The sequence below is a fragment of the Paenibacillus qinlingensis genome (assembly GCF_013204845.1).
Classification (GTDB): Bacteria; Bacillota; Bacilli; order Paenibacillales; family NBRC-103111; genus Paenibacillus_E; species Paenibacillus_E qinlingensis.
Genome location: NZ_JABMKY010000003.1, coordinates 188,526 through 210,690 on the forward strand (window position 1 = coordinate 188,526; position 22,165 = coordinate 210,690).

Annotated in this window: 12 protein-coding genes and 1 pseudogene; all 13 read left to right on the top strand. The window is 45.6% G+C overall.

Annotation, left to right across the window (positions count from 1 at the left end):
* Window positions 1-154: 154 nt before the first annotated feature.
* On the top strand, window positions 155-1,120 hold the full coding sequence (locus HQN88_RS07525; protein ID WP_274318775.1) for an ABC transporter permease: 966 nt from the start codon (window positions 155-157) through the stop codon (window positions 1,118-1,120).
* Window positions 1,121-1,138: 18 nt separating this feature from the next.
* On the top strand, window positions 1,139-2,035 hold the full coding sequence (locus HQN88_RS07530) for a carbohydrate ABC transporter permease (RefSeq protein ID WP_056615080.1): 897 nt from the start codon (window positions 1,139-1,141) through the stop codon (window positions 2,033-2,035).
* Between the two features lie 41 nt (window positions 2,036-2,076).
* On the top strand, window positions 2,077-3,735 hold the full coding sequence (locus HQN88_RS07535) for an ABC transporter substrate-binding protein (protein ID WP_246320111.1): 1,659 nt from the start codon (window positions 2,077-2,079) through the stop codon (window positions 3,733-3,735).
* A 91-nt stretch (window positions 3,736-3,826) separates the two neighbouring features.
* Window positions 3,827-4,657: an AraC family transcriptional regulator gene (locus HQN88_RS07540; RefSeq protein ID WP_173109712.1), complete on the top strand. Its 831-nt coding sequence runs from the start codon at window positions 3,827-3,829 to the stop codon at window positions 4,655-4,657.
* A gap of 183 nt (window positions 4,658-4,840) precedes the next feature.
* Window positions 4,841-8,164, top strand: coding sequence for a discoidin domain-containing protein (locus HQN88_RS37295; RefSeq protein WP_216855658.1), 3,324 nt, complete (start codon window positions 4,841-4,843; stop codon window positions 8,162-8,164).
* Between the two features lie 163 nt (window positions 8,165-8,327).
* Window positions 8,328-9,497, top strand: a pseudogene (locus tag HQN88_RS37545) (family 8 glycosyl hydrolase); the annotation flags it as partial.
* Window positions 9,495-10,865, top strand: a complete 1,371-nt coding sequence (locus tag HQN88_RS37550) for a discoidin domain-containing protein (protein ID WP_274318777.1) — start codon at window positions 9,495-9,497, stop codon at window positions 10,863-10,865. The pseudogene HQN88_RS37545 and the gene HQN88_RS37550, both read left to right, overlap by 3 nt.
* A gap of 200 nt (window positions 10,866-11,065) precedes the next feature.
* Window positions 11,066-14,200 carry a discoidin domain-containing protein gene (locus tag HQN88_RS07570; protein WP_173109716.1) on the top strand — a complete coding sequence of 1,045 codons (3,135 nt, stop codon included), beginning with the start codon at window positions 11,066-11,068 and terminating at the stop codon, window positions 14,198-14,200.
* A gap of 194 nt (window positions 14,201-14,394) precedes the next feature.
* The gene (locus HQN88_RS07575) at window positions 14,395-15,345 is read left to right on the top strand and encodes an aldo/keto reductase family protein (protein ID WP_173109718.1); all 951 of its coding nucleotides are present in this window, start codon (window positions 14,395-14,397) and stop codon (window positions 15,343-15,345) included.
* A 26-nt stretch (window positions 15,346-15,371) separates the two neighbouring features.
* On the top strand, window positions 15,372-17,168 hold the full coding sequence (locus HQN88_RS07580) for an alpha-L-fucosidase (protein ID WP_173109720.1): 1,797 nt from the start codon (window positions 15,372-15,374) through the stop codon (window positions 17,166-17,168).
* A gap of 33 nt (window positions 17,169-17,201) precedes the next feature.
* Window positions 17,202-18,215, top strand: a complete 1,014-nt coding sequence (locus HQN88_RS07585; RefSeq protein WP_173109722.1) for a glycoside hydrolase family protein — start codon at window positions 17,202-17,204, stop codon at window positions 18,213-18,215.
* A gap of 29 nt (window positions 18,216-18,244) precedes the next feature.
* Window positions 18,245-20,848 (top strand): discoidin domain-containing protein, encoded by a 2,604-nt coding sequence (locus HQN88_RS07590; protein WP_173109724.1) that lies wholly within the window; start codon window positions 18,245-18,247, stop codon window positions 20,846-20,848.
* Window positions 20,849-20,863: 15 nt separating this feature from the next.
* Window positions 20,864-21,925 (top strand): beta-galactosidase BglB, encoded by a 1,062-nt coding sequence (gene bglB, locus HQN88_RS07595; RefSeq protein WP_173109726.1) that lies wholly within the window; start codon window positions 20,864-20,866, stop codon window positions 21,923-21,925.
* Window positions 21,926-22,165: the final 240 nt, after the last annotated feature.

Here is a 22,165-nt window from a genome sequence, read left to right on the forward strand (position 1 = left end):
AGTTCCTTCTATGGGGCAACATCCTATTTTTTGTTTGTTTGTACAAGGTAAATGAAAACCATAAATTAGTTATCTAGGTGCTTAAAAAACTAGTATGTTGGCCTTCTCTTGAAAACGTATCATGAAGATAACAAAAGAGAGGAGGAAGCCTGGAGTGGAAATCGTCAGTAAAGTGACTAGCTCACAACATAAGGTCAGAGCCAATTTTGCTAGTAAGTTATTGGCTAACATTAGAAAAGTGCCTCAATTGTATTTACTATCCATACTGCCCATCTTGTACATACTCATTTTTAAATATATACCGATGTACGGTGCAGTTATTGCCTTTCAGGATTATGTACCTCATAAAGGTTTTTTTGGGAGTGACTGGGTTGGATTGAAGCATTTTAAAAACTTTTTTAACTCCTATGAATTCTGGAAGGTGATTAAAAATACGCTGGGCTTAAGCTTCTACAGCTTGCTTGCAGGGTTTCCGTTTCCGATCCTTCTGGCACTTTGCTTAAACTATGTGAATCGGTCTTTTGTCAAAAAGTCGGTGCAGTTAATTACCTACGCCCCGCATTTCATTTCGATGGTCGTGATGATGGGGATCGTCATCCAACTGCTCGATCCCAAAACAGGTATCGTCAACATGATTATTGCCCAATTGGGCTTTGAGAAAATCGATTTCTTCGGAAATCCGGATAACTTTAAGTCACTGTATGTCTGGTCAGGTATTTGGCAAAATGTAGGATTTGGCTGTATCATTTATTTAGCCGCTCTGGCAGCCATTGATCCTTCTCTGCATGAGGCCGCTGTCATGGATGGTGCGAGTAAAGTTCAACGCATGAGGCATGTGGATATTCCCGGGATACTGCCGGTTGCCGTTATATTATTGATTCTTAGTGTTGGGAATTTAATGGATGTTGGATTTGAAAAAGTGCTGTTGATGCAAAATCCACTTAATCTCAGTTCATCAGAGGTTATTGATACCTATGTGTACAAGGTAGGGTTGCTCTCTACGGGAATTAAATATTCCTACGCTTCCGCAATTGGATTGTTCACCTCTGTCATCAATCTTATTTTATTGTACACAGTCAACAAAGCAGCCAAAAAATTAGGGCAAACCAGCCTGTGGTAGAGAGGTGCAAAGAAAAGAATGAAGTCGACCCGAATTCAAGAATCCAGAGGCGATCAACTATTTAATATCGTGAACTACACGGTGCTTTGCCTCTTTACACTGTCTGTTTTATATCCGCTTATTTATGTGTTAAGCGCTTCCTTCAGCTCATCAACGGCGGTTATTTCAGGAAGAGTATGGTTGTGGCCTGTCGATATCACATTGCAGGGATACGAAGCCGTATTCAAGAACAATCGCGTTTGGGTTGGGTTTGCCAATTCATTGTTCTATGCGGTTGTAGGAACCATCATCAATGTGATGATGACTCTGATTGCAGCGTACCCTTTGTCACGTAAGGACTTCTATATTCGCAATGGGGTAATGGCACTATTTGTATTCACCATGATGTTTGGCGGAGGGTTAATACCAAACTATCTCTTGATCAAGGAACTAGGCATGCTAGATACCCGCTGGGCATTGATTATCCCAGGTGTCATGAGCGTCATGAGTGTCATCATTGCAAGGACGTATTTCCAAACGACGATTCCCGATGAAATCCTAGAAGCCGCACATCTGGATGGGTGCAGTGATTATAAATTTCTAGTGAAAATCGTGGCACCCTTATCAGGACCTATCATTGCTGTACTCTCGTTATTTTACGCAGTAGGACATTGGAATACCTATTTTGCCGCTCTGCTTTATTTGAAGTCGCCGGATCTGTTTCCCCTTCAAATCATTCTGCGTGAAGTGCTCGTGAAGAACACATTCGATGAAGAAATCATCACGGATGTCGTAGGTGCAGCACAACGAGAAGGTATGCGAGAACTTCTCAAGTATTCATTAATTGTTATTGCGACCATTCCGGTTTTAGTTGTTTATCCTTTTATTCAACGTCATTTCGTCAAAGGGATGATGATCGGTTCACTAAAAGGGTAAGCTTATATACATTTTATAGATAAATAAGGGAGGATTTTCACATGCAAAGAATGAAATTGTGGGGCCCAGCGATCAGCCTCATCTTAAGTGCAACAGTGGTGCTAAGCGGTTGTAGTAAAACAGCGGATACGAGCTCTGAGGCTACGAAACTGCCAGATTCAACAGCAGCAGCACAGAACGAAGTCGTGAATCCACCTGGTGTGCTTCCGATTACCAAGGAGAAAACGACACTCAAAGTGTTGTCGCGAACGAATCCAGCGGTAGAAAATTTTGCAACGAACGAGTTTACCAAATGGCTGGAAGAAAAAACGAACATTCATCTCGAATGGGAAGTAGCAAGCGATCCGAAACAGAAGTTAAATATTTCTCTTGCCAGCGGTGATTATCCGGATGTTTATCTAGGATTCAACATTGATCAAATCCAATTAACCTTATATGGCAAAGACGGTGTGTTTATCCCACTGAACAAACTCATCGATAAATATGGCGTTGAATCCAAAAAAATGTTTACAGCACTCCCGTACACGAAAGAACTTTCTACTTCACCAGATGGCAACATTTATGGTCTACCGTCAGTTAACGAGTGCTTTCACTGTACGCAGCCTACCAAATTATGGATTAATCAGAAGTGGCTCAATGCGGTTGGTATGAAGATGCCAACAACGACAGATGAGTTTTATCAGGTATTGAAAGCGTTTAAAGAGAAAGACCCGAACGGCAATAAAAAAGCGGATGAAATTCCGTTTATCGGAGCCAACATTGCCAACTCTTACATTGATACTTTCCTCTTGCAAGCATTTATTGACAGCGATCGTAATATGCAGTTTATGAAAGACGGCAAAATTAACGCGGCCTTTACGCAACCAGAATATAAGGAAGGGCTTAAGTATATTAACAAGTTGTTCAAAGAAGGCTTGGTTGATCCCCAATCATTAACACAGGACCGGAATCAATTAAGGAAATTAGGTGAAAATCCGGACAATGTTATCTTGGGTGTAGTTGCGGCACAACATCCTACGATCTTCAACACATTGGAAGGAACGCGTTGGTTGGATTACGTTGCTGTGCCACCTTTAAAAGGTCCTAATGGCGTCCAAGCTTCCAAATATATTCCGCAAAGTATTACATCTGGATCATTTGTGATTACGAACAAAGCCAAGAATCCGGAAATTGCCATGCGCTTAGCAGATTTCCTGTACTCGGAGGAAGCCACTAATCGCGCCATACTGGGCAGACCGGATATGGAATGGAAAGTAGCTGCTCCTAATGAGATTGGTATCAATGGCAAGCCTGCCAAATACACGTTAATCGGTAATACTTCCCCTGGAGCAAAGAATGCTACTTGGGGACAAGTGGGTCCTTCGCTCCGTACGAACGAGTGGCGTTTAGCGCAAACAGCTGATCCCAAAAATCCACTGGAAGACATCCTGTATAAAGAAACGCTGACGAAATATGAGCCGTATAAACCGGACCCTAAGAAGATGATTCCGGCTTTAAACTTCACAAACGAGCAGACAGATGAAATCGCTAATATTAGTAAAACCATTGATGATTATCGGAAAGAATCAACCGCGAGAATGATTATCGGGGACTTGGATATTGATAAAAAATGGGATGAGTATTTGAAGAATTTGGATAATATGAAACTGCCGAGGTACTTACAAATCTACCAACAAGCATTCGATACTAAGAAAAAATAAGGGTAAGACCTTTAATGACGAATGGGAACTATGCTTCGCCTGCCTAATGGCAGGTGGGGCTTTTCTCAATTCGATAAAGGATGTGGAAGCTGTGCCCATAACAAATCATATGTTGTATCATCAGCTTTCCGATTTAAGAGTGAAATTATTATATGCGAAGCATTCCGTATGTACCCAGGACTGGAAACATCTCAATTTTATTCCCGCTTATAATAAATTCTATTATATTTGTGAAGGCGAAGGATGGATCCAAATTGAGGGCAAGCTGTATCAACCGAAGTCTGGGCAATTGTTTTTCGCTCCAGCAGGGGTTAACCAGTCCTTTTCCGTAACAAACGGTCCACCGTTTACCATGTACTGGTGCCATTTCACATCCAATATCCGTTTCAGTCAACTCTTTCGATCGATCGGGATCCCCCCTATCATTACTGTGGGGAATAGTTCGCGATTGTTGGGTTATTTCGAGGAATTGATTATCAATCGAGGTCATGTTGGACTGACATCTTCTATTAAAATCCAGGCAGCCTTGCTTGAAATGATGGCTTTTTATATCGACGAAGGATGGAAGGAAACAAAAATAAATATCAAGTTATCATCCGTGAACAAATTGGTTCACACAATCAAATACATTGATGAGAATTTGGACAAAGAATTGACCATTCAGGAGCTATCGCAAATGGCACATTTTCATCCCAATTATTTCATTCGTTATTTTAAAACACATTTCGGCGTCTCGCCAATGCGGTATATTTACGATCGAAGGATGGAGAAGGCCAAAGAACTACTCGTGTACTCATCCTTCTCTGTGACCGAAGTCGCTTATATGACAGGATTTCAAGATGGTTCCTATTTCTCAACCTCCTTTAAAAAACATGTAGGCATGTCACCATCCGATTATCGGCAGGTCTATCAATTAGGTTAGTTTAACAAAAAAAGTAGTTAGCAGCACTTATTCCTATTTTTATGAAAACGCTTTAATATGAGTGGGGGAATGAATAAGGAGGTGCTATATCTCCAACTTATGATGTTGAATGGCATGACAAAAAGTCGAGCATGATGTCAGCAAATACCCCAGCCGATGGGGATGTGTAAAGAGGGTTGTATAATGTCAGCTTCCATCATTTCTTACAACAAGAAGAAGCCATATGGTTTTACTTTCTCCCAAAAACAACTGATTTTATTTGGACTCATGTTCGCTTTTCTCATTGGCATGTTCCAGGGAAACCATGCCTCGGCCGCCGGGCCCATGGTGGTTGACAGTTTCGATGGACCCATCACACAGAACGAGATAAACTCCTTCAAATCCTATATTCAGACGGTGGAGCCTGTTGTCTGGCCCAATACCGGCTCCATGCAAAGCGAATATGCGCAGGGCAAAAGCGGTGAGAACATCAAAGCGATGGGGCTCATGTATGAGTTAACGAATGATACAGAAATCCTCGATCGTATGATCTATTTCTGTGACGTGCTGCTTTCGCAGCGTAACGATATCCTCCCTGCTCCATATGGGCAGCGCACCGTGTGGACTAACACGATTGCGCCAGTATGGCCGGGGAATAACGCCGGTACGGCTTCTGCAGATTCAGCCAATGGCGACTCCATTGGCCATCTTGCCTACTGCGGCAGGCTGATCCTGCAGACACCGGGAATTGCGAACACAACGGTTCCCATCGGCGATGCTTATGGACATGGCGCGACCTATGTTCAACGGGCGAATACCTTTATTACAGAAGCCGATTATGTGGTTAGCCAATTCCTCTTTCCCAAGCTGCTAGATCTGTCGAGAGGGAATAAACTGTACTTCCAAACGCAATCGCCTTACATGCCTGGCGGGGTATTTCCGTGGAATCAGCAAATGATGATCACCTACGGCCTGCAGAATTTGGCAGCGGCTCATGCGATTAAAGGAGATAACCCTTCTCTCGTTACACAATACGACGGGATTGTTCAGACGAATCTCAATTGGTTTTTTAGCGACAATTCAGCCAAACAAACTTATACGGACAGTAAAGGAAACACAGCCTATAACTGGGGTTATAATCCGACCCTGCTGGGAGGCGAAGATTCCAATCATGGCGCACTGGATATATCAGGCTTTTATCGAGCGTTTCTGATCGGTCGTTATGGTATTACAGCGTCGATGATGACGCCATTTGCCAACATGTATGCCGATGTAATGATGAGGGGACCTGGTGATTACGCGGGTCGAGTTGACGGAACGGACGGGACGGGGCATGGTGCGCCGACGACTTATCCTCGCAGCGGCAATCTCCAATTAGCAGCGCTCCGCCCGGATGTTTATTACACGTTGGCTAATGCGACCATGCCTAATATGACAAGTACAACGATGGCTTCATTCGCCCGTCTAATGTATGTGAAAAATCAAAGATACACGGGCAGTGATACGCAAGCACCGACTACACCGACCAATTTGACCGCAACCGCAGCATCAAGCAGTCAAATCAATTTGAGCTGGACGGCTTCTACAGATAACGTGGCCGTTACTGGTTATAACGTCTATCGTGGTGCAATATTAGTCGGTACTTCTACAACGACATCCTTCACCGAAACAGGACTCAGTGCTTCGACGGCCTACAACTATACGGTAAAAGCGAAGGATGCGGCAGCTAATGTATCAGCAGCAAGCAATACAGCTAGTGCAACGACATTGGTCTCATCTGGCAATCTCGCGTTGGGCAAAACTTACAGCGCGTCCACCACATGGAGCGCAGCATACTTGGGGGATAAAGCCTTTGACGGAGATACAGCGACTCGCTGGTCTGCATCGAGTGGTTCCTTTAACAATCAATGGATTAGTGTTGATTTCGGCTCACCTGTCACGTACAACCAAGTCGTGATCAAAGAAATTTCGTTCCCAAGGGTCACGGCATACAAGCTCCAGTCCTCGACGGATGGAACGACCTTTACGGATATAGCAGGAACCACAGGAACGACAATCGGTTCTAATAAAACGATTACTTTTTCGAATGTAAGCTCCAGATATGTCAGGCTTTATATCACTTCAGCCAGCAACATACCGAATATCGAAGAGATGGAAGTATACGGCACAAGCGGAACGGATACTACAGCACCATCGGCACCGACCAATTTAACAGCAAATGCGGCATCCAGCTCTCAAATTAATTTGAGTTGGACAGCTTCGTCAGACAATGTAGGGGTAACAGGGTATAATGTCTATCGCGGTGCCACATTGGTCGGGACTTCAACGACAACGTCTTACAGTGATACAGGACTCACTGCCTCAACAGCCTACAGTTATACGGTAAAAGCGAAGGATGCGGCAACTAACATTTCAGCAGCAAGCAATACAGCTAGTGCAACGACGCAAGCGCCTTCAGATACCCAAGCGCCGACAACACCGACGGGCTTGACTGCAACGGCAGCATCTAACAGTCAAATCAATTTGAGCTGGAGTGCTTCGACAGATAATGTGGGGGTAACGGAATACAATGTATACCGGGATGGCACATTAGTTGGGTCTTCAACATCGCCATCATACAGCGATACGGGGCTTAGTGCTTCGACCGCATACAGCTATACGGTAAGAGCAGAGGATGCTGCAGCAAACTTGTCCGCAGCAAGCAATACAGCTAACGCAACGACGCAATCGGGCGGGGGCAATCTCGCTTTGGGCAGAACGTACAACGCATCTACGATTTGGAGTGCCACTTATCCTGCGGCGAATGCGTTTGATGGCAGCTCAGCTACCCGCTGGTCAGCATCAAGTGGTTCCCTGAATAACCAATGGGTCAGCGTCGATTTGGGTGCCGCCACCTCGTTCAATCAAGTCGTTATCAAAGAAATTACCTTCCAGAGGGTGACGGCTTTCAAGCTTCAGTCCTCTAGCGACGGCACGACCTATACAGATATTGCAGGTACATCGGGCACCACGATCGGCGCAAGCAAGACGATCAACTTCACAGGTGTGAACGCCAGGTATTTGCGATTATATGTAACCACTGCCAGCGCTGTACCGACAATCGACGAGATAGAGGTATACAACAACATTGGGAATCTCGCTTTAGGCAAAACGTATAATGCATCTACGATATGGAATGCGTCTTATCCTGCCGCAAATGCGTTCGATGGAGATACCACCAATGCGTCCCGCTGGTCAGCATCGAGTGGTTCCCTGAATAACCAATGGATCAGCGTCGATTTGGGTGCGGCCACCACGTACAATCAGGTAGTGATCAAAGAAGTCACGTTCCAGCGAGTAACGTCTTACAAGCTCCAGTCATCGAGCGATGGCACAACCTTTACGGACATAGCTGGAACATCGGGGACGGTAATCGGTACCAATAAAACGATCAACTTTTCTTCCATTTCATCCAGATTTATGCGACTTTATATCAGCACGGCAAGCGATACTCCGACGATAAACGAGATGGAAATATATAATCAGTAAGTCAATTGTCTCTTTTATCTGCGAACATACTTGAAGTGGAGGTATTAGCATGGATGAGATCCAAGTAAGACCTGTCACAAACAGGAGGAACAAGTGGTCAATTGCTGTGATATGCGTTACCCTTTTTATGGCACCCATTCTTTCGCCGGCTTTCGAGCAGAGTGCGCATGCGGCAGGTGAGCAAAAGCCTTTTCCACAGCAAGTCAACTATCCAGGGATTACAAAGCCTGATCATATTTCGCAGTCTCAAATGAATACAGATGTCGCAGCGTACTATAATTCATGGAAATCAAGCTATTTGAAAAATAACTTGTCCTCCTTGCCTGGCGGTTACTATGTGAAAGGGGAAATAACTGGTGACGCAGATGGGTATGTCCCCCTAGGCTCTTCTGAAGGTCAAGGATATGGCATGGTCATTACGGCGTTAATGGCAGGCTATGACGCCAATGCAAAAACGATTTACGACGGGCTGTTTAAGACAGCTAGGGCTTATAAAAGCACACAAAATGCCAACTTGATGGGTTGGGTAGTGGCAGATAACGCGGGCGCACAAGGACATTTCGATTCGGCGACTGACGGTGATATGGATATTGCTTATTCCTTGATTCTAGCTCATTATCAATGGGGATCAGCAGGAACGATCAATTACTTAGCGGAAGCCCAAAAAATGATTACGGACGGAATTAAAGTCAGTAATGTTACAACCAATAATCGATTAAACTTGGGCGATTGGGATGGCAAAAGCGTTTTGAATACGAGACCGTCTGATTGGATGCTCTCTCATTTAAGAGCCTATTACGACGTTACAGGTGATCAAACTTGGCTGAATGTCATTAACAATCTGTACAGTGTTTACAGTTCATTCAGCACTTCTTATTCGCCAAGTACAGGGCTGATTTCGGACTTTGTTGTCGGTAATCCTCCGCAGCCAGCTCCCGCCAATTATTTGGATGAGTTTCCTGAAACGAACGAATATAACTACAATGCGGCTCGCGTACCGCTCCGAATCGTTATGGACTACGCGCTCTATGGAGATGCGAGAGGAAAAACAATCGCTGACAAAATGGCTGTTTGGATTAAGGGGAAAACAGGCGGAAATCCGAACAATGTGAAAGACGGTTATAAGTTGGATGGAACCGTGACTGGTTCAGCTAGCGGACCAGCAGGCGTTTTCGTCTCTCCATTCATTGCAGCAGCCGTTACGAACAGCAGCCATCAAGCCTGGATTAATGCGGGATGGGATTGGATGAAAAGCCATAAAACAGGCTACTACGACGAAAGCTATACGTTGTTAAACATGCTTTTCATCTCAGGTAACTGGTGGAAGCCAGTGGCAGGTAGCACACCGGATACACAAGCTCCTACAGCACCAACGAATTTGACGGCATCGCCAGTTTCGGGCAGTCAAATCGATTTGAACTGGACAGCTTCAACTGACAATATAGGGGTAACGGGCTACGATGTATATCGAGGAACTGCTCTAGTCGGAACTTCGACGACAACTTCGTATAGCGATACGGGACTTAGCGCATCGACAGCTTATAGCTATACGATTAAAGCCAAAGATTCGGCAAGTAACGCATCCGCTGCAAGCAACACAGCAAGTGCAACGACGTCATCTTTGTCGGGGAATCTCGCTTTAGGTAAAACATATAGTGCTTCAACGACATGGAGTGCATCTTATTTAGGTGATAAAGCGTTTGATGGAGATGTTGCGACTCGTTGGTCTGCATCGAGTGGTTCCTTCAACAATCAATGGATTAGTGTTGATTTTGGCACACCTGCCACGTACAACCAAGTCGTGATCAAAGAAATTTCGTTCCCAAGGGTCACGGCTTACAAGCTCCAGATCTCTAACGACGGTACCTCTTATACAGATATCGCCGGTACGGCAGGTACGACAATCGGCGCCAATAAAACGATTAACTTTGCGAGTGTGAGCTCCAGGTATGTAAGACTGTTCATAACAACAGCCAGCAACATACCGAACATCGACGAAATGGAAGTATTTGGTCCAAGCGGAACAGATACAACGGCACCATCAGTACCGACAAATGTGACAGCAACGGCAGCATCAAGCAGTCAAATCAATTTGAGCTGGAGCGCTTCGACAGATAATGTGGGCGTAACGGGGTATGATGTCTATCGTGGTGCCGCCTTGGCCGGATCTTCGACGACAACTTCGTTTAGCGATACGGGACTCGCTGCATCGACCGCATACAGCTATACGATAAAAGCGAAGGATGCGGCAAGTAATGTTTCTGCTGCAAGTAATACGATCAGCGCAACGACTTTGGCAGCAGGAGGCAACATCGCATTGGGCAAAACATATACTGCCTCAACCATATGGAATGCGTCATATCCTGCCGCGAATGCGTTTGATGGTGAGATCTCGAATACCTCTCGTTGGTCCGCATCCAGTGGTTCCCTGAATAATCAATGGATAAGCGTCGATTTCGGTGCTGCCACCACGTTCAATCAGGTTGTGATGAAAGAAATCACGTTCCAGAGGGTAACTTCTTACAAGCTGCAGTTCTCGAACGATGGCACAACCTATTCGGATATTGCCGGAACATCAGGAACCGCAATCGGTGCTAGCCAAACAGTTAACTTCTCTCCGGTGACTTCTAGGTACCTGAGGCTGTACATTAATACGGCAAGCGCGGTACCGACGATTAATGAGATGGAAGTGTATAATTAAAGAAATGAACGACTACATAGCCGTAATAGGTTATGTGGTCGTTTTTTCGCATAGGAACTTAGCTACGGTCCACGATTAATGAAGAATCATAATTTTGTTGAATAGGTGCTTAAAAAACTAGTATGCGAGCAAGTGACACAAAAACTATGATAAATGATGTAAGCGATTACAATGCATCGCGAAAATAAGGAGGGTACATAATGTTAGCTGCAATTCCAGCGAAAATAACAAAAGGATGGCGCAAATTACTGGTCTCATGCTTGGCGATTACACTAAGTTGTTCGGGAATATGGGCTCCTTTAACGACGCCAAACGCATCTGCTGCCACAGGGGCGCCTATGGTGGTTAACAGCCTAGACGGTCCTGTTACGCAAGAGGAGATTCTTTCGTTTAAGCAATATATCTTATCTACATCTGTCGGTCTGCCGGTTAGTAATATAGGCAATGATTTCGTCTATGGTCCTAGCGGTCAGAATGTTGAAGCAATGGGCTATATGTACGAAATTAGTGGAGATCAAGCTATTCTCGATCGGATGATTTCCTTTAGCGAGAATATGCTTTCTGCTAGGAATAATCCAGTTACTGGCCGTGTTCTGTGGAATGGAAACAGGGAGCTGGCATGGCCAAACAAAAAGGTTGGCGAAGTTAATAGTGATGGTTTGCTCATTGATGGTTATTCAGGCAGCGAGAATGGCGATGTGATTGGACACATTGCTTACAGTGCGAAACTGATTCTTCAGAACAAGTCATTGTGGAACCAAGTTGTTCCTTATGGCAATGGCTCACTATACGGTGAGACGTATTTGCAACGAGCGAAATCGTACATCACCGAGTTAGATAAATCCATGGATACGTATATGATCCCAAATTTCGTGAAGCCAGATACCTTGCGCCAGTATTGGCCGAACGATGTACGCTGGAGTACAACGGGAAGTGGAGCTCCTAACTCAGCGATTCCATGGAATCAGCAAATGATGATCAATAACGGTTTAATGCGTTTGGCGGAATGTCATGAACTTCTAGCCGACGATCAGACAAGAGTAGACCTCTATGACCGCATTGTCCACGCATCGATCGATTGGTTTACGGCTTCCTTAGAACCCTATCAAGTACAAGGCCATGATGTGTATAAATGGTGGTATGTGGCCGACTACTTCGGTAAAGTCGAGGACGCCGACGGTGTTCACGCAGCGAATGATATCATGGGCATGACGAGGGCATATGATCGCGGGAAATACGGCGTTACGCAAGACACATTAATTAAACTTTCCAATACGATTCGTTATGTGATCGCTACGGGTACAGGCAACTTCTATTGTAAAGTGGATGGACTCCCAACGAACTGCACCTTAACGAATCTCTGGAGTGAGTACCTTCATATTTCACCGTACAATCCAGATCCAACGGTATATAAATTGCTTGCAAATCCCTACTATATGAGTACGGTTTTAACCAGTCCCATTTATTTTGCCCGCATCATGTGGGTGAAAGACCATACGAGCTGGACGCGTCAGGTTGATGCTGATTTATCGCCAACGTGGGAAGCGGAGAGTTACGCGAGCAGGACGGGTTATTTTACGAGAGGGGGTTGTGACCCTTGTTCCAAAGGCGCTTTCATGCGATCCCCTGAAGAGGGGACAGCCTCATTAACGTATGATTTGAATGTCTCGCATGGCGGCATTGTATATTTGCATGTGTTAGGCTCCTCAAGCGGAGCAGGTGAGGGAAGCTTACAGGTATCCGTGGATGAAGGGACTGAAGTTCATTTACCTGTAGCTGCGGGATCGACTTGGGGATGGACGACGGCAGAACTGCCTTTTGCATTAACAGATGGATTTCATGAGGTTAACATAAAATCGCAAGGAAACGGTGCCCGGCTGGATAAGCTCGTTTTGTCTAAGAGCCCTACACCGCCAATTGAATCATTATTGCCGAAATTAACGGATATTCAAGTCAACGGTGTATCAATGGTCAGTTTTTCACCTTCGAAGTATACCTATGCTGTAGCTCTGCCGCTGGGTACGAAAGTCATACCAACAATTAGCGCTAAGAGCGATCATATTGTGGAGATTGCGCAGCCGCAGCAGGTGTTCGGAACAGCTGTCATTACTGTGAAGGATCGACAAGATCCCTATTTGCAAGCTAAATATGAGGTGCAGCTGACGGGTTATCCTATTTACGGTGAGGTGCCGGATCGTTTCATTACTTATCCCATTCAAGCTGTGTCGGCTAGCGCAGGTTATCATGCGAGCTTCCCGCCTGCCAGTGCCATCGATGGTGATTTGACTACTCGTTATGCGGCAAAGGGGATTACGCATTGGATTCAATTCGATCTTGGCGAAGTGAAGCCGATTCGATCAGTGCTTCTTGCTTTTCTCAAAGGGGATGTCGATAAATACAACTTCGATCTGCAGGTTTCACAAGACGGAATGAACTGGAAGACTGTGTATAGTGGCAAAAGCAGCGGGAAAACAGCAGGCTTAGAGATTTTTCAGTTCGGGAAAGAAAATGCGCGATATGTCAAATACAACGGAAAGGGCAACTCCAAGGATACGTGGAACAATATTAATGAAATCTACGTAGGCGGAGATGCAGATGTGACCGCGCCAGCTACGACAGATGATGTGGGAAGCGGATGGCACAAAGATGTACAAACGATTCACCTTGCTGCAACAGATGGAGGCAGTGGTGTTGCACATACGTATTACAGTGTGAACGGTAGTAGCTTCATAGAAGGAACTACCATTCAGATTGATAGCGAAGGTACGACGGAGCTCAGGTATTACAGCGTTGATGTGGCTGGCAACGAGGAAGCTCAGAGATCAACAACGATTCAATTGGATCGAAGCGGTCCTCGTATCACCTCATCAGTCTCCATGGCTGTTTACGCAACAGACACCATTCACTTGGACTTTGGCATTACGGATGCCCTAAGTGGCGTTGCGAATCAAACGATACAACTGGACGGCAAACCGATTGATTCGCCATATGTCATTGAACCGATGTCACTTACACTGGGGAACCACTTGGTTACTGTTACAGCGACAGATCGGGCTGGCAATATAACCACGCAGCAATATGATCTGCAAGTTCATATGGATGTAGATCACTTGGACGAAGTCTTAGCTGTTGCGAAACAAAAGGGGTGGATCAAAAACGAAGGCATCTACAGAGGCTTAATGTCCCTCGTAAACCTGATTCAGAGGGCTTCCAAACAAGAGCTCAATCCTAAGCTATATGCACTACAAGCACTTATTCAAGCACAAAAAGGTAAATTCATTGAGGAAACGATGGCAGCCCAATTGCTGGACTGGTTAAGAGCTTTACGGAATTAGAAGTAAAGATACTGAACAAGAACCGTCCGGGTGAATGACCTAGGCGGTTCTTTGTGTCATAAACAGCGCTCCATCATAAAAAAAGACATAGGGGTATAAGTATGAACAATGACAAAGGGGAACAGGGATAGTAACATCGAATCGAAGGTCGAGTATTCTCACTCTTTGGCAATTTCTGATAAGGAGGTCCTAGCATGCAGTACAGACGATTAGGCAAGAGTGGCTTAAAAGTAAGTGAAATCAGTTTAGGCAGTTGGTTAACCTATGGTGGTGCGATCGATGCCAAACAATCGGAATCGATTATTGATAAAGCCTACGAGTTAGGCATAAATCTGTTCGATACAGCGAATGTGTATCATAAGGGAGAGGCAGAACGTGTGATGGGCAGGGCACTGTCCAAGTATCCAAGGGATTCCTACGTGCTAGCGACCAAGGTATGTGTGCCCATGGGGGACGGGCCTAATGACCGCGGATTGTCCCGTAAACATATTAGGGAGCAATGCGATGCCAGCTTGCTAAGGCTCGGTGTAGATTACATTGACCTGTATCAATGTCATAGGTATGACACGGATACGCCACTTGAAGAGACGCTTCGTGCCTTGGATGATCTGGTCGCGCAAGGTAAGGTTCTTTACACGGGTGTTAGCATGTGGAAATCTGAGCAACTGCTTGATGCCGTTCATATGGCCAAGGCGCTGCAATTACATCCAATCATCTCCAACCAACCCCAATATCATATGTTTAGGCGTGGCATCGAAAAGGAAATTGTTCCCTTAAGTGCAAGGGAAGGAATCGGGCAGATCGTTTTTTCGCCGCTAGCTCAAGGGATATTAACGGGTAAATATAAACCGGGAATGCCGTTCCCAAGCGATTCAAGGGCAGGGGATCCCGAGCAGAATGGCGCTATTTTTCAACTGATGAAGGATGAGCAGCTAAGTAAGGTGGAGAAGCTAATACCCATCGCAGAGCGTAATGAATTAAATCTGGCACAGCTAGCATTGGCATGGATCCTGCGGTTAGAGAATGTTGCTAGCTGTATTATAGGTGCTTCTCGCCCCCAACAAGTGGAAGAGAATGTTAGGGCGTCGGGGGTCAAACTTTCCGAAACGGATCTATTGGATATTGAACGGATATTTCAGGCTTAGGCTGTTGCAGAAAAGGGGGAACTACGATGTCGACGAAGGATCATCTCATGGATAATGCAGAAGCGAATAATCTACAACAGATTCGTTTCCAAGACGAAGATGTGCTGGCAGTTGAACAGCGTGAGCTGCGAATCGCGTGGTGGCGCGAAGCAAAGGTAGGCTTGTTCATTCACTGGGGATTATATTCATTGCCCGGCGGTGTTTGGAAAGGTGATCCTGTGAATGCGGCTTACGCGGAGCATTTGCAGCTAAGGGCTCAAATTCCGATTCACGAATACGAACAGATAGCCGATCATTTTCATGCTTCACGATTTGACGCGACTGCGTGGGTTCGGGTTGCGAAAGATGCCGGGTTGAAATATATGATTTTTACAGCTAAGCATCATGAAGGTTTCGCCATGTACGATTCGCAAGTCAGCGATTATTCGATTGTTAAAGCAACTCCTTTTGGCAGAGATCCTGTGGCGGAATTAGCGGCTGCTTGTCAGCGCGAAGATATGGTTCTTTGCTTGTACTACTCGCACGCAATGGATTGGCATCATCCAGATTCCCAAGGAAACACATTGGATTATCCAGCTAATATTGGTGCTTATGATGCGCTCCACACATGGGAGAAGGATGATAACAAAAGCACCCGTTATGAGCGATACTTACAAGAAAAAGCCTTCCCCCAAGTGAAGGAACTTCTAACACAGTATGGCCCTATCGGCATTCTTTGGTTTGATTGTGGACATAAAATTACGGATGAACAGGGTAAGCAATTTGTGGATTTGGTCCATGACGTGCAACCAGGCTGTTTAGTCAATCGCCGGGTTCGTCGTGAGGGATTCGGCGATTATGAGAACACTGGCGACAATCAACGCCATATGCGAACACCAAGGAGAGACTGGGAATCGATCGCAACGTTAAATCATTCGTGGGGCTATAACCAAACCGACCAACAGTGGCGAAGTTCCGAAGATATTCTCCATGATATGATCCATGTCGTTAGTTTAGGTGGGAACTATGTCATCAATGTAGGGCCAACGGGAGATGGAGAAATTGACGCGAAATCAATCGAATTACTTGGCGTCATCGGCACTTGGTTAGGAGTGAATGGTGAAAGCATATATGGCTCTCAAGGAAGTCCGATCGGCAGAACACCATGGGGCCGCTGTACGTTGAAAGGAAATACGTTATATCTGCACGTTTGGGATTGGCCTGCTGGAGGGAAGCTATTGCTGCCTGGTTTACTTAATTCAATTCAGAAGTGTTACCTCTTGGGAGATTCGTCGAAACGAAACTTACCCCATCAATTGTTGAATGATTTTGGTGATCATATCATCCTGCTGCCTAGTGAAGCACTTGATCCAATCTGTACCGTAGTAGCTGTGGAATTTCAAGGAGAAATAGCTTCAAATCCGAAACAAGTCGTAGTTGCCAATGGTGTGTCTCATGTATTCGGGGTATTCGATGGTGAATTAACCGGAGAGACAATTCGTTATGATACGGGGAAAAAAGGGAGAGACAATCTTAAAAACTGGTCTTCCATGCAAGACTCAATCTCATGGGAGTTTCGCGTGATAACGGCTGGCACATATCGGGTTGCTGCTGTGTATGGGGCAGGTGATGCATCCGTTGGAGGCATCTTCGAAATTGCAGCGGGTGACAATAAGGTAGTTGCTAGCGTCATGCAAACAGGTGGGGAATACGAATTCCAGACCTTTGAGATTGGGCCTTTATATGTTGAGAATTTTGGTGAATATACACTGACTATCCGGCCTCAAGCTATTTGCGGTGCTGTATTAATGAACTTAAAAGAAATTAGATTAATGAGTGTCTAGATGACGAATAAACAATAGAAGGAGAGCGATCATATGCTTTACAATTTCATGCCTGCACCTGTGAACGGGGGCTTCCAAATGGAAGATTACTGGGTCTGGTGCGGTTCCGTAGTTCAAGGCGAAGATGGCCGATTTCACCTATTTGCCTCGAGATGGCCGAAGTCACTTCCGATGCATCCGGGCTGGCTTGTCCAGTCGGAAATTGTACGTGCTGTTGCCGATCAGCCCGAAGGACCCTTTACATTTCAGGAGGTAGTCTTACCTGCACGTGGAGCCGAGTATTGGGATGGCCGCAGTACACATAATCCGCATATCGTTAAGCATAAAGACAAGTACCTATTGTTCTATATGGGATCAACGCATCCCTTTCCTGATCCGATTGCTGGTGATGGATATGACCTCCAAGATCCGCGATGTATCGTAGCGCGAGCGAACAAGCGTATTGGATTAGCCCTAGCGAACAGTGTTAACGGACCGTGGGAAAGACGCGATGTCCCTATTATATCTACAAGGCCAGGGAAGTTCGATAGCTTCTTAACGTCCAATCCTGCACCGTGCGTAGAGGAAGACGGTTCTGTGTTATTGATTTACAAAGCTAGACAATATGAAGGTCACGGCCATGGGAAGATGACATTTGGCGTTGCGCGTGCGGCTCATTACGAGGGTCCTTATCTGGTCATGAGTGAAGAACCGCTATTCCCGCCAGACGTTCATTTGGAAGACCCTTTCATTTGGCGAACTGAGGATGGATATGAATTGATTGCGAAGGATATGGACGGCAATTTGTGTGGTGAAAAGTATGGCGGTGTACACGCGTCTTCGACGGACGGCATGAATTGGCGAATCCTTCCATCACTCGCCTATTCCCGAAATGTGACTTGGGATAATGGAGTTACACGTACAATGGGCAATTTGGAACGACCTTTTTTATTCTTTCAGGATGGGAAGCCAACGCATCTGTTTGCAGCAACATCGGATGGTACCAAGGGCTTTCATGATGCGTCGCAGACGTGGAATATGGTCATTCCGATAGGCAAAGATGAATAGCAACTGGATCAACATAAGGAGGTTGAGAAATGATGTCTAGAACGGAAGCTGTATGCGAAGCCAATCTCGCACTAGCATGTCCGGTAACATGTAGTTCAGAAAGTGCGAATGGCGCTGGCAGTCAAGCGGTAGATGGTTCCGAGAGTACCTATTGGCAACCATTAAGTGTTGATCAGAAGGATGATAACCGCGTCTGGTTAACGGTTGATCTTGGCCGAAATTTCTCGTTCAATAAAATCCAATTAAAGCTGGCGTCAGGCTTCATAAGTAGTTACCGTATCCGTTATTCGGATGACGGAGTAGCTTGGCAGGATGCGTATAGTCGGCAGACGGATATAGGCGGAATCGGAACGATTGAAAGAGCTCTGTTCCCGAAAGTTAATGGACGGTACGTATCACTGGATTTAATACTATTTGATCCGGAACGGGATGTTCAACTCATCGATTTCGGCTTATATGAGCAGGTATCTATTCCTTCGGGTCCCTTGTTAGATCACTTGGTATTCGATGTTGGTGGCAGGGTTTACAGTCAAGATGATACGTTAGCCATGCAAGTGAACAACCATGTGCAATTGGCGCTGAGAGGGATTCTGACAGACGGTTCGGACGCTGATTTGACGAAAGCGGAAGTCACGCTCAGCAGCCGCAACGAAAATGTGATGTCAGTTAATGAGAGTGGCAAACTGACCAGTCATCAATCAGGAATTACCCAGATCCATGGTGTTGTAACTTTACATGGTGTGATCAAGGAAACTAGTTTCTTCGCAGATGTTTACGACTCAACAGAGTGGTTGGTGGATCTTGCGTTAGAACACCCTTCGTTAGTCTGCGAGACGGGTCAGCCTGCTTTCTTGGATAGGGACAGCCCATTCCCCATACTGCATGTGCGAACGGCAGAAGCTGTGACTTTGCAAGTAACTCTAATGAATGTAACTGGGGATCAAGAGATATGCGCACATCCAGCAACGAAATTTGCTGCAGGCGAGGCATCAGTTTTTACATTTCCTGGTGAAGTAAAGGAGCCTGGGCAATATCGGATAAACATTGAGATTGAAGCAGAAGCTGGATTCACTTACTTTGATGCGTTTTATTTTACAGTCCAGAATCCTCTGATTTCGACGGAGGGACAGAGTCGCATTGTTCATATTGGTGAGAATGGGAAACTGGTCTATGTGCCTGATTTCAAGGGGAATCAGATCATCGATTTCTCCAATTGCGGATATGGTGGAGGCGGCGTAGCGATCCCAGATATCGCACCTGTTATTTCACTTCAGCCCGTTGAGGGAGATAATACGACGCACATTCAGTCGGCGATTGATCGGGTTGCTGATCTGCCTCGATCTTCGTCAGGTTATCGTGGAAGCGTTCTTCTATGTAAAGGTGTATACCCCATCAGTGGTTCATTGCAGATTATGACTAGCGGCATTGTTTTGCGTGGTGAGGGACAGGAAGAAGGTGGCACCTTATTATATGCAACAGGGACGAAACAACGGAATCTCATCGACATTAGAGGTGAAGCCTCTCCTAGTCTTTTGCCAGATACGCTGACCTCTATTTGTGATCTGTATGTACCATCAGGTGCACGTATAATCCATGTGCAGGATGCTTCTGGTTATCGTGTAGGAGACACTGTTAAGGTGATTCGTTACGGAAATGCACGCTGGATTCATGCTATTGGCATGGATGCGATTCGCTTGAGGCCAGTTGCAGGCGGAACCATTCAATGGTCTCCGTTCCAACTGGAGTTCGACAGAGTGATCACCCACATGGTTGGCAATTGCATCACATTGGATGCGCCTATCGCGAATGCGATTGAAAGCCGCTGGGGAGGCGGAGCACTTATGAAATACGAGGATAAAGGCCGTATCGAACAGATCGGCATCGAGGATATACGGGTGGTTGTTTCGTATGATCCTAGTATTGGTGACACGAGAATCGACGGCAATGAGGGCACTGAAACCTACATGGCTGATGAGCAGCATGCGATTACTTGTATTCATCTTGATCATGTCAAAAACGCATGGGTCCGCAAGGTGGTCGGCTTCCATTTCCAACACGCATTGGTCCAAGTTGGGCGCGATACGAAATGGATCACCATTCAAGATTGCTCCGTATTCGCCTTTATCAGCGTGATTACGGGAGGACGTCGGTATCCATTCCATCTTATGGGTGAATTAACGCTTGTGCAGCGAGCCTACACAGAAACCGCGAGACATGCTTTTGTCGTTGATGCGCGTGTTGCAGGGCCAAATGTATTCCTCGACTGCGAGTCGCAAAAAGATTACAACTCGAGTGAACCCCATCATCGGTGGTCAGTGGGCTGTCTCTATGACAATGTAAACGGCCGCATCCATATTCAGGATCGCGGGTGGTTGGGGAGCGGCCATGGGTGGTCTGGAGCAAACTATGTCACTTGGAATACCACGCATGAGTTGGTCTCCCAGCAGCCTCCAACTGCTCAAAACTATACGATCGGACATATCGGAAGTCGAGGCAAGCCACTCCTCCCTAGTCCCTATGATCAACGGCAGCGCAAGGATGCGTACTGGGAAAGCTTCGGGAGCCATGTAAGTCCACGCAGTCTTTATACACAACAGTTACTGGACCGGCTCATACAGCCTACTCTCACCTAAGGAGTGAAATGAAGCATGACAAACGCTGCGATGATTGACAAGTATAATCCCATCATTTTGAAGCTGATCCGACAAATGAAAAATTTACAGCCAGCATTTCAAGAAAGTGTCGCGATTGGTATTGTTTCGATGGACAATTGGGAGTGGCCGCAAGGCGTTGGGTTGTTTGCTTTATACGCCTATTACAAGGAAACAGGCAACTTGGCGATCAGAGATGAGCTCATTCAATGGTTTGATAAACGAATCGCTGAAGGTTTACCAGACAAGAATGTAAACACGATGTGTCCTATGTTGACGTTAAGCTATTTGGCTGAGGAAACAAGGAATCCAATATATGTGGCGCTTTGTAAAGAATGGGTCACCTATGTTATGGAAGCTATGCCTAGAACAGATGAAGGCGGACTTCAACATTGCGTTACTCGGAATTTGAACGAGGGACAATTGTGGGATGATACGTTGTATATGACCGTTTTGTTCGTTGCACGCATGGGTGTCCTGTTACAAGATGATGCCTATTTCCAAGAGAGCATTAGACAGTTCTTAATTCATCTCAAATATTTATCGGATGTGAAGACAGGGCTATTCTTTCACGGGTGGACATTTCTCGGGCATCATCATTATGCGCAAGCCTTATGGGCACGTGGCAATTCTTGGTATACAGCCGGACTGGTCGATTATCTGGATATCGCTCCTCTACCAGTGGGTGTAAGCCAGTTCCTGATCTCGTCGCTTGAACGACAGGTGAGAACGCTCGCCACCCTCCAGCATGAAAGCGGCCTATGGCATACACTATTGGATCAACCTGATTCGTATTTGGAAACATCGGCTTCTTCAGCGTTCGCCTATGGCATCCTGAAGGCAGTACGAAAAGGTTTTATTGATGAGCGTTATCGCGCTGTGGGTCTGAAAGCATTGGAAGGTGTACTGAGCAAAATTGATGATGAAGGTATTGTCCATGGTGTTTCTTACGGTACAGGGTTAAAAGATAATCTTGATTATTACCGCAATATCAAACAATGTCCGATGCCGTATGGGCAGTCCATGGCACTGATGCTCATGGTGGAGGCATGTAAGTAAATCATTCGAATAATCGTCGGTGGTCCATGCAATTGAGCATGGGCCTCTTCCTATGCCTTGACATCCATATTTGAATAGCGAGTTTAGGTAATGAGGGTAATCATTTTCGATTTTGAAGATGCATTCACGATTATGATGATGCTTATTTTCCGAGATTTGTATTAAATTGGAGAAGAGTGTACGCACTCGAAATGAATGAAAGGAGTTCAAAGATTAACTAGGATTCATGGGTTCAAACGA

Excerpts from the sequence above, each read along its gene's own strand:
- HQN88_RS07530 (WP_056615080.1), top strand. The coding sequence starts at position 1,139 with ATGAAGTCGACCCGAATTCAAGAATCCAGAGGCGATCAACTATTTAAT.
- HQN88_RS07535 (WP_246320111.1), top strand. The coding sequence starts at position 2,077 with ATGCAAAGAATGAAATTGTGGGGCCCAGCGATCAGCCTCATCTTAAGT.
- HQN88_RS37295 (WP_216855658.1), top strand. The coding sequence starts at position 4,841 with ATGTCAGCTTCCATCATTTCTTACAACAAGAAGAAGCCATATGGTTTT.
- HQN88_RS07570 (WP_173109716.1), top strand. The coding sequence starts at position 11,066 with ATGTTAGCTGCAATTCCAGCGAAAATAACAAAAGGATGGCGCAAATTA.
- HQN88_RS07575 (WP_173109718.1), top strand. The coding sequence starts at position 14,395 with ATGCAGTACAGACGATTAGGCAAGAGTGGCTTAAAAGTAAGTGAAATC.
- HQN88_RS07580 (WP_173109720.1), top strand. The coding sequence starts at position 15,372 with ATGTCGACGAAGGATCATCTCATGGATAATGCAGAAGCGAATAATCTA.
- HQN88_RS07585 (WP_173109722.1), top strand. The coding sequence starts at position 17,202 with ATGCTTTACAATTTCATGCCTGCACCTGTGAACGGGGGCTTCCAAATG.
- HQN88_RS07590 (WP_173109724.1), top strand. The coding sequence starts at position 18,245 with ATGATGTCTAGAACGGAAGCTGTATGCGAAGCCAATCTCGCACTAGCA.
- bglB (WP_173109726.1), top strand. The coding sequence starts at position 20,864 with ATGACAAACGCTGCGATGATTGACAAGTATAATCCCATCATTTTGAAG.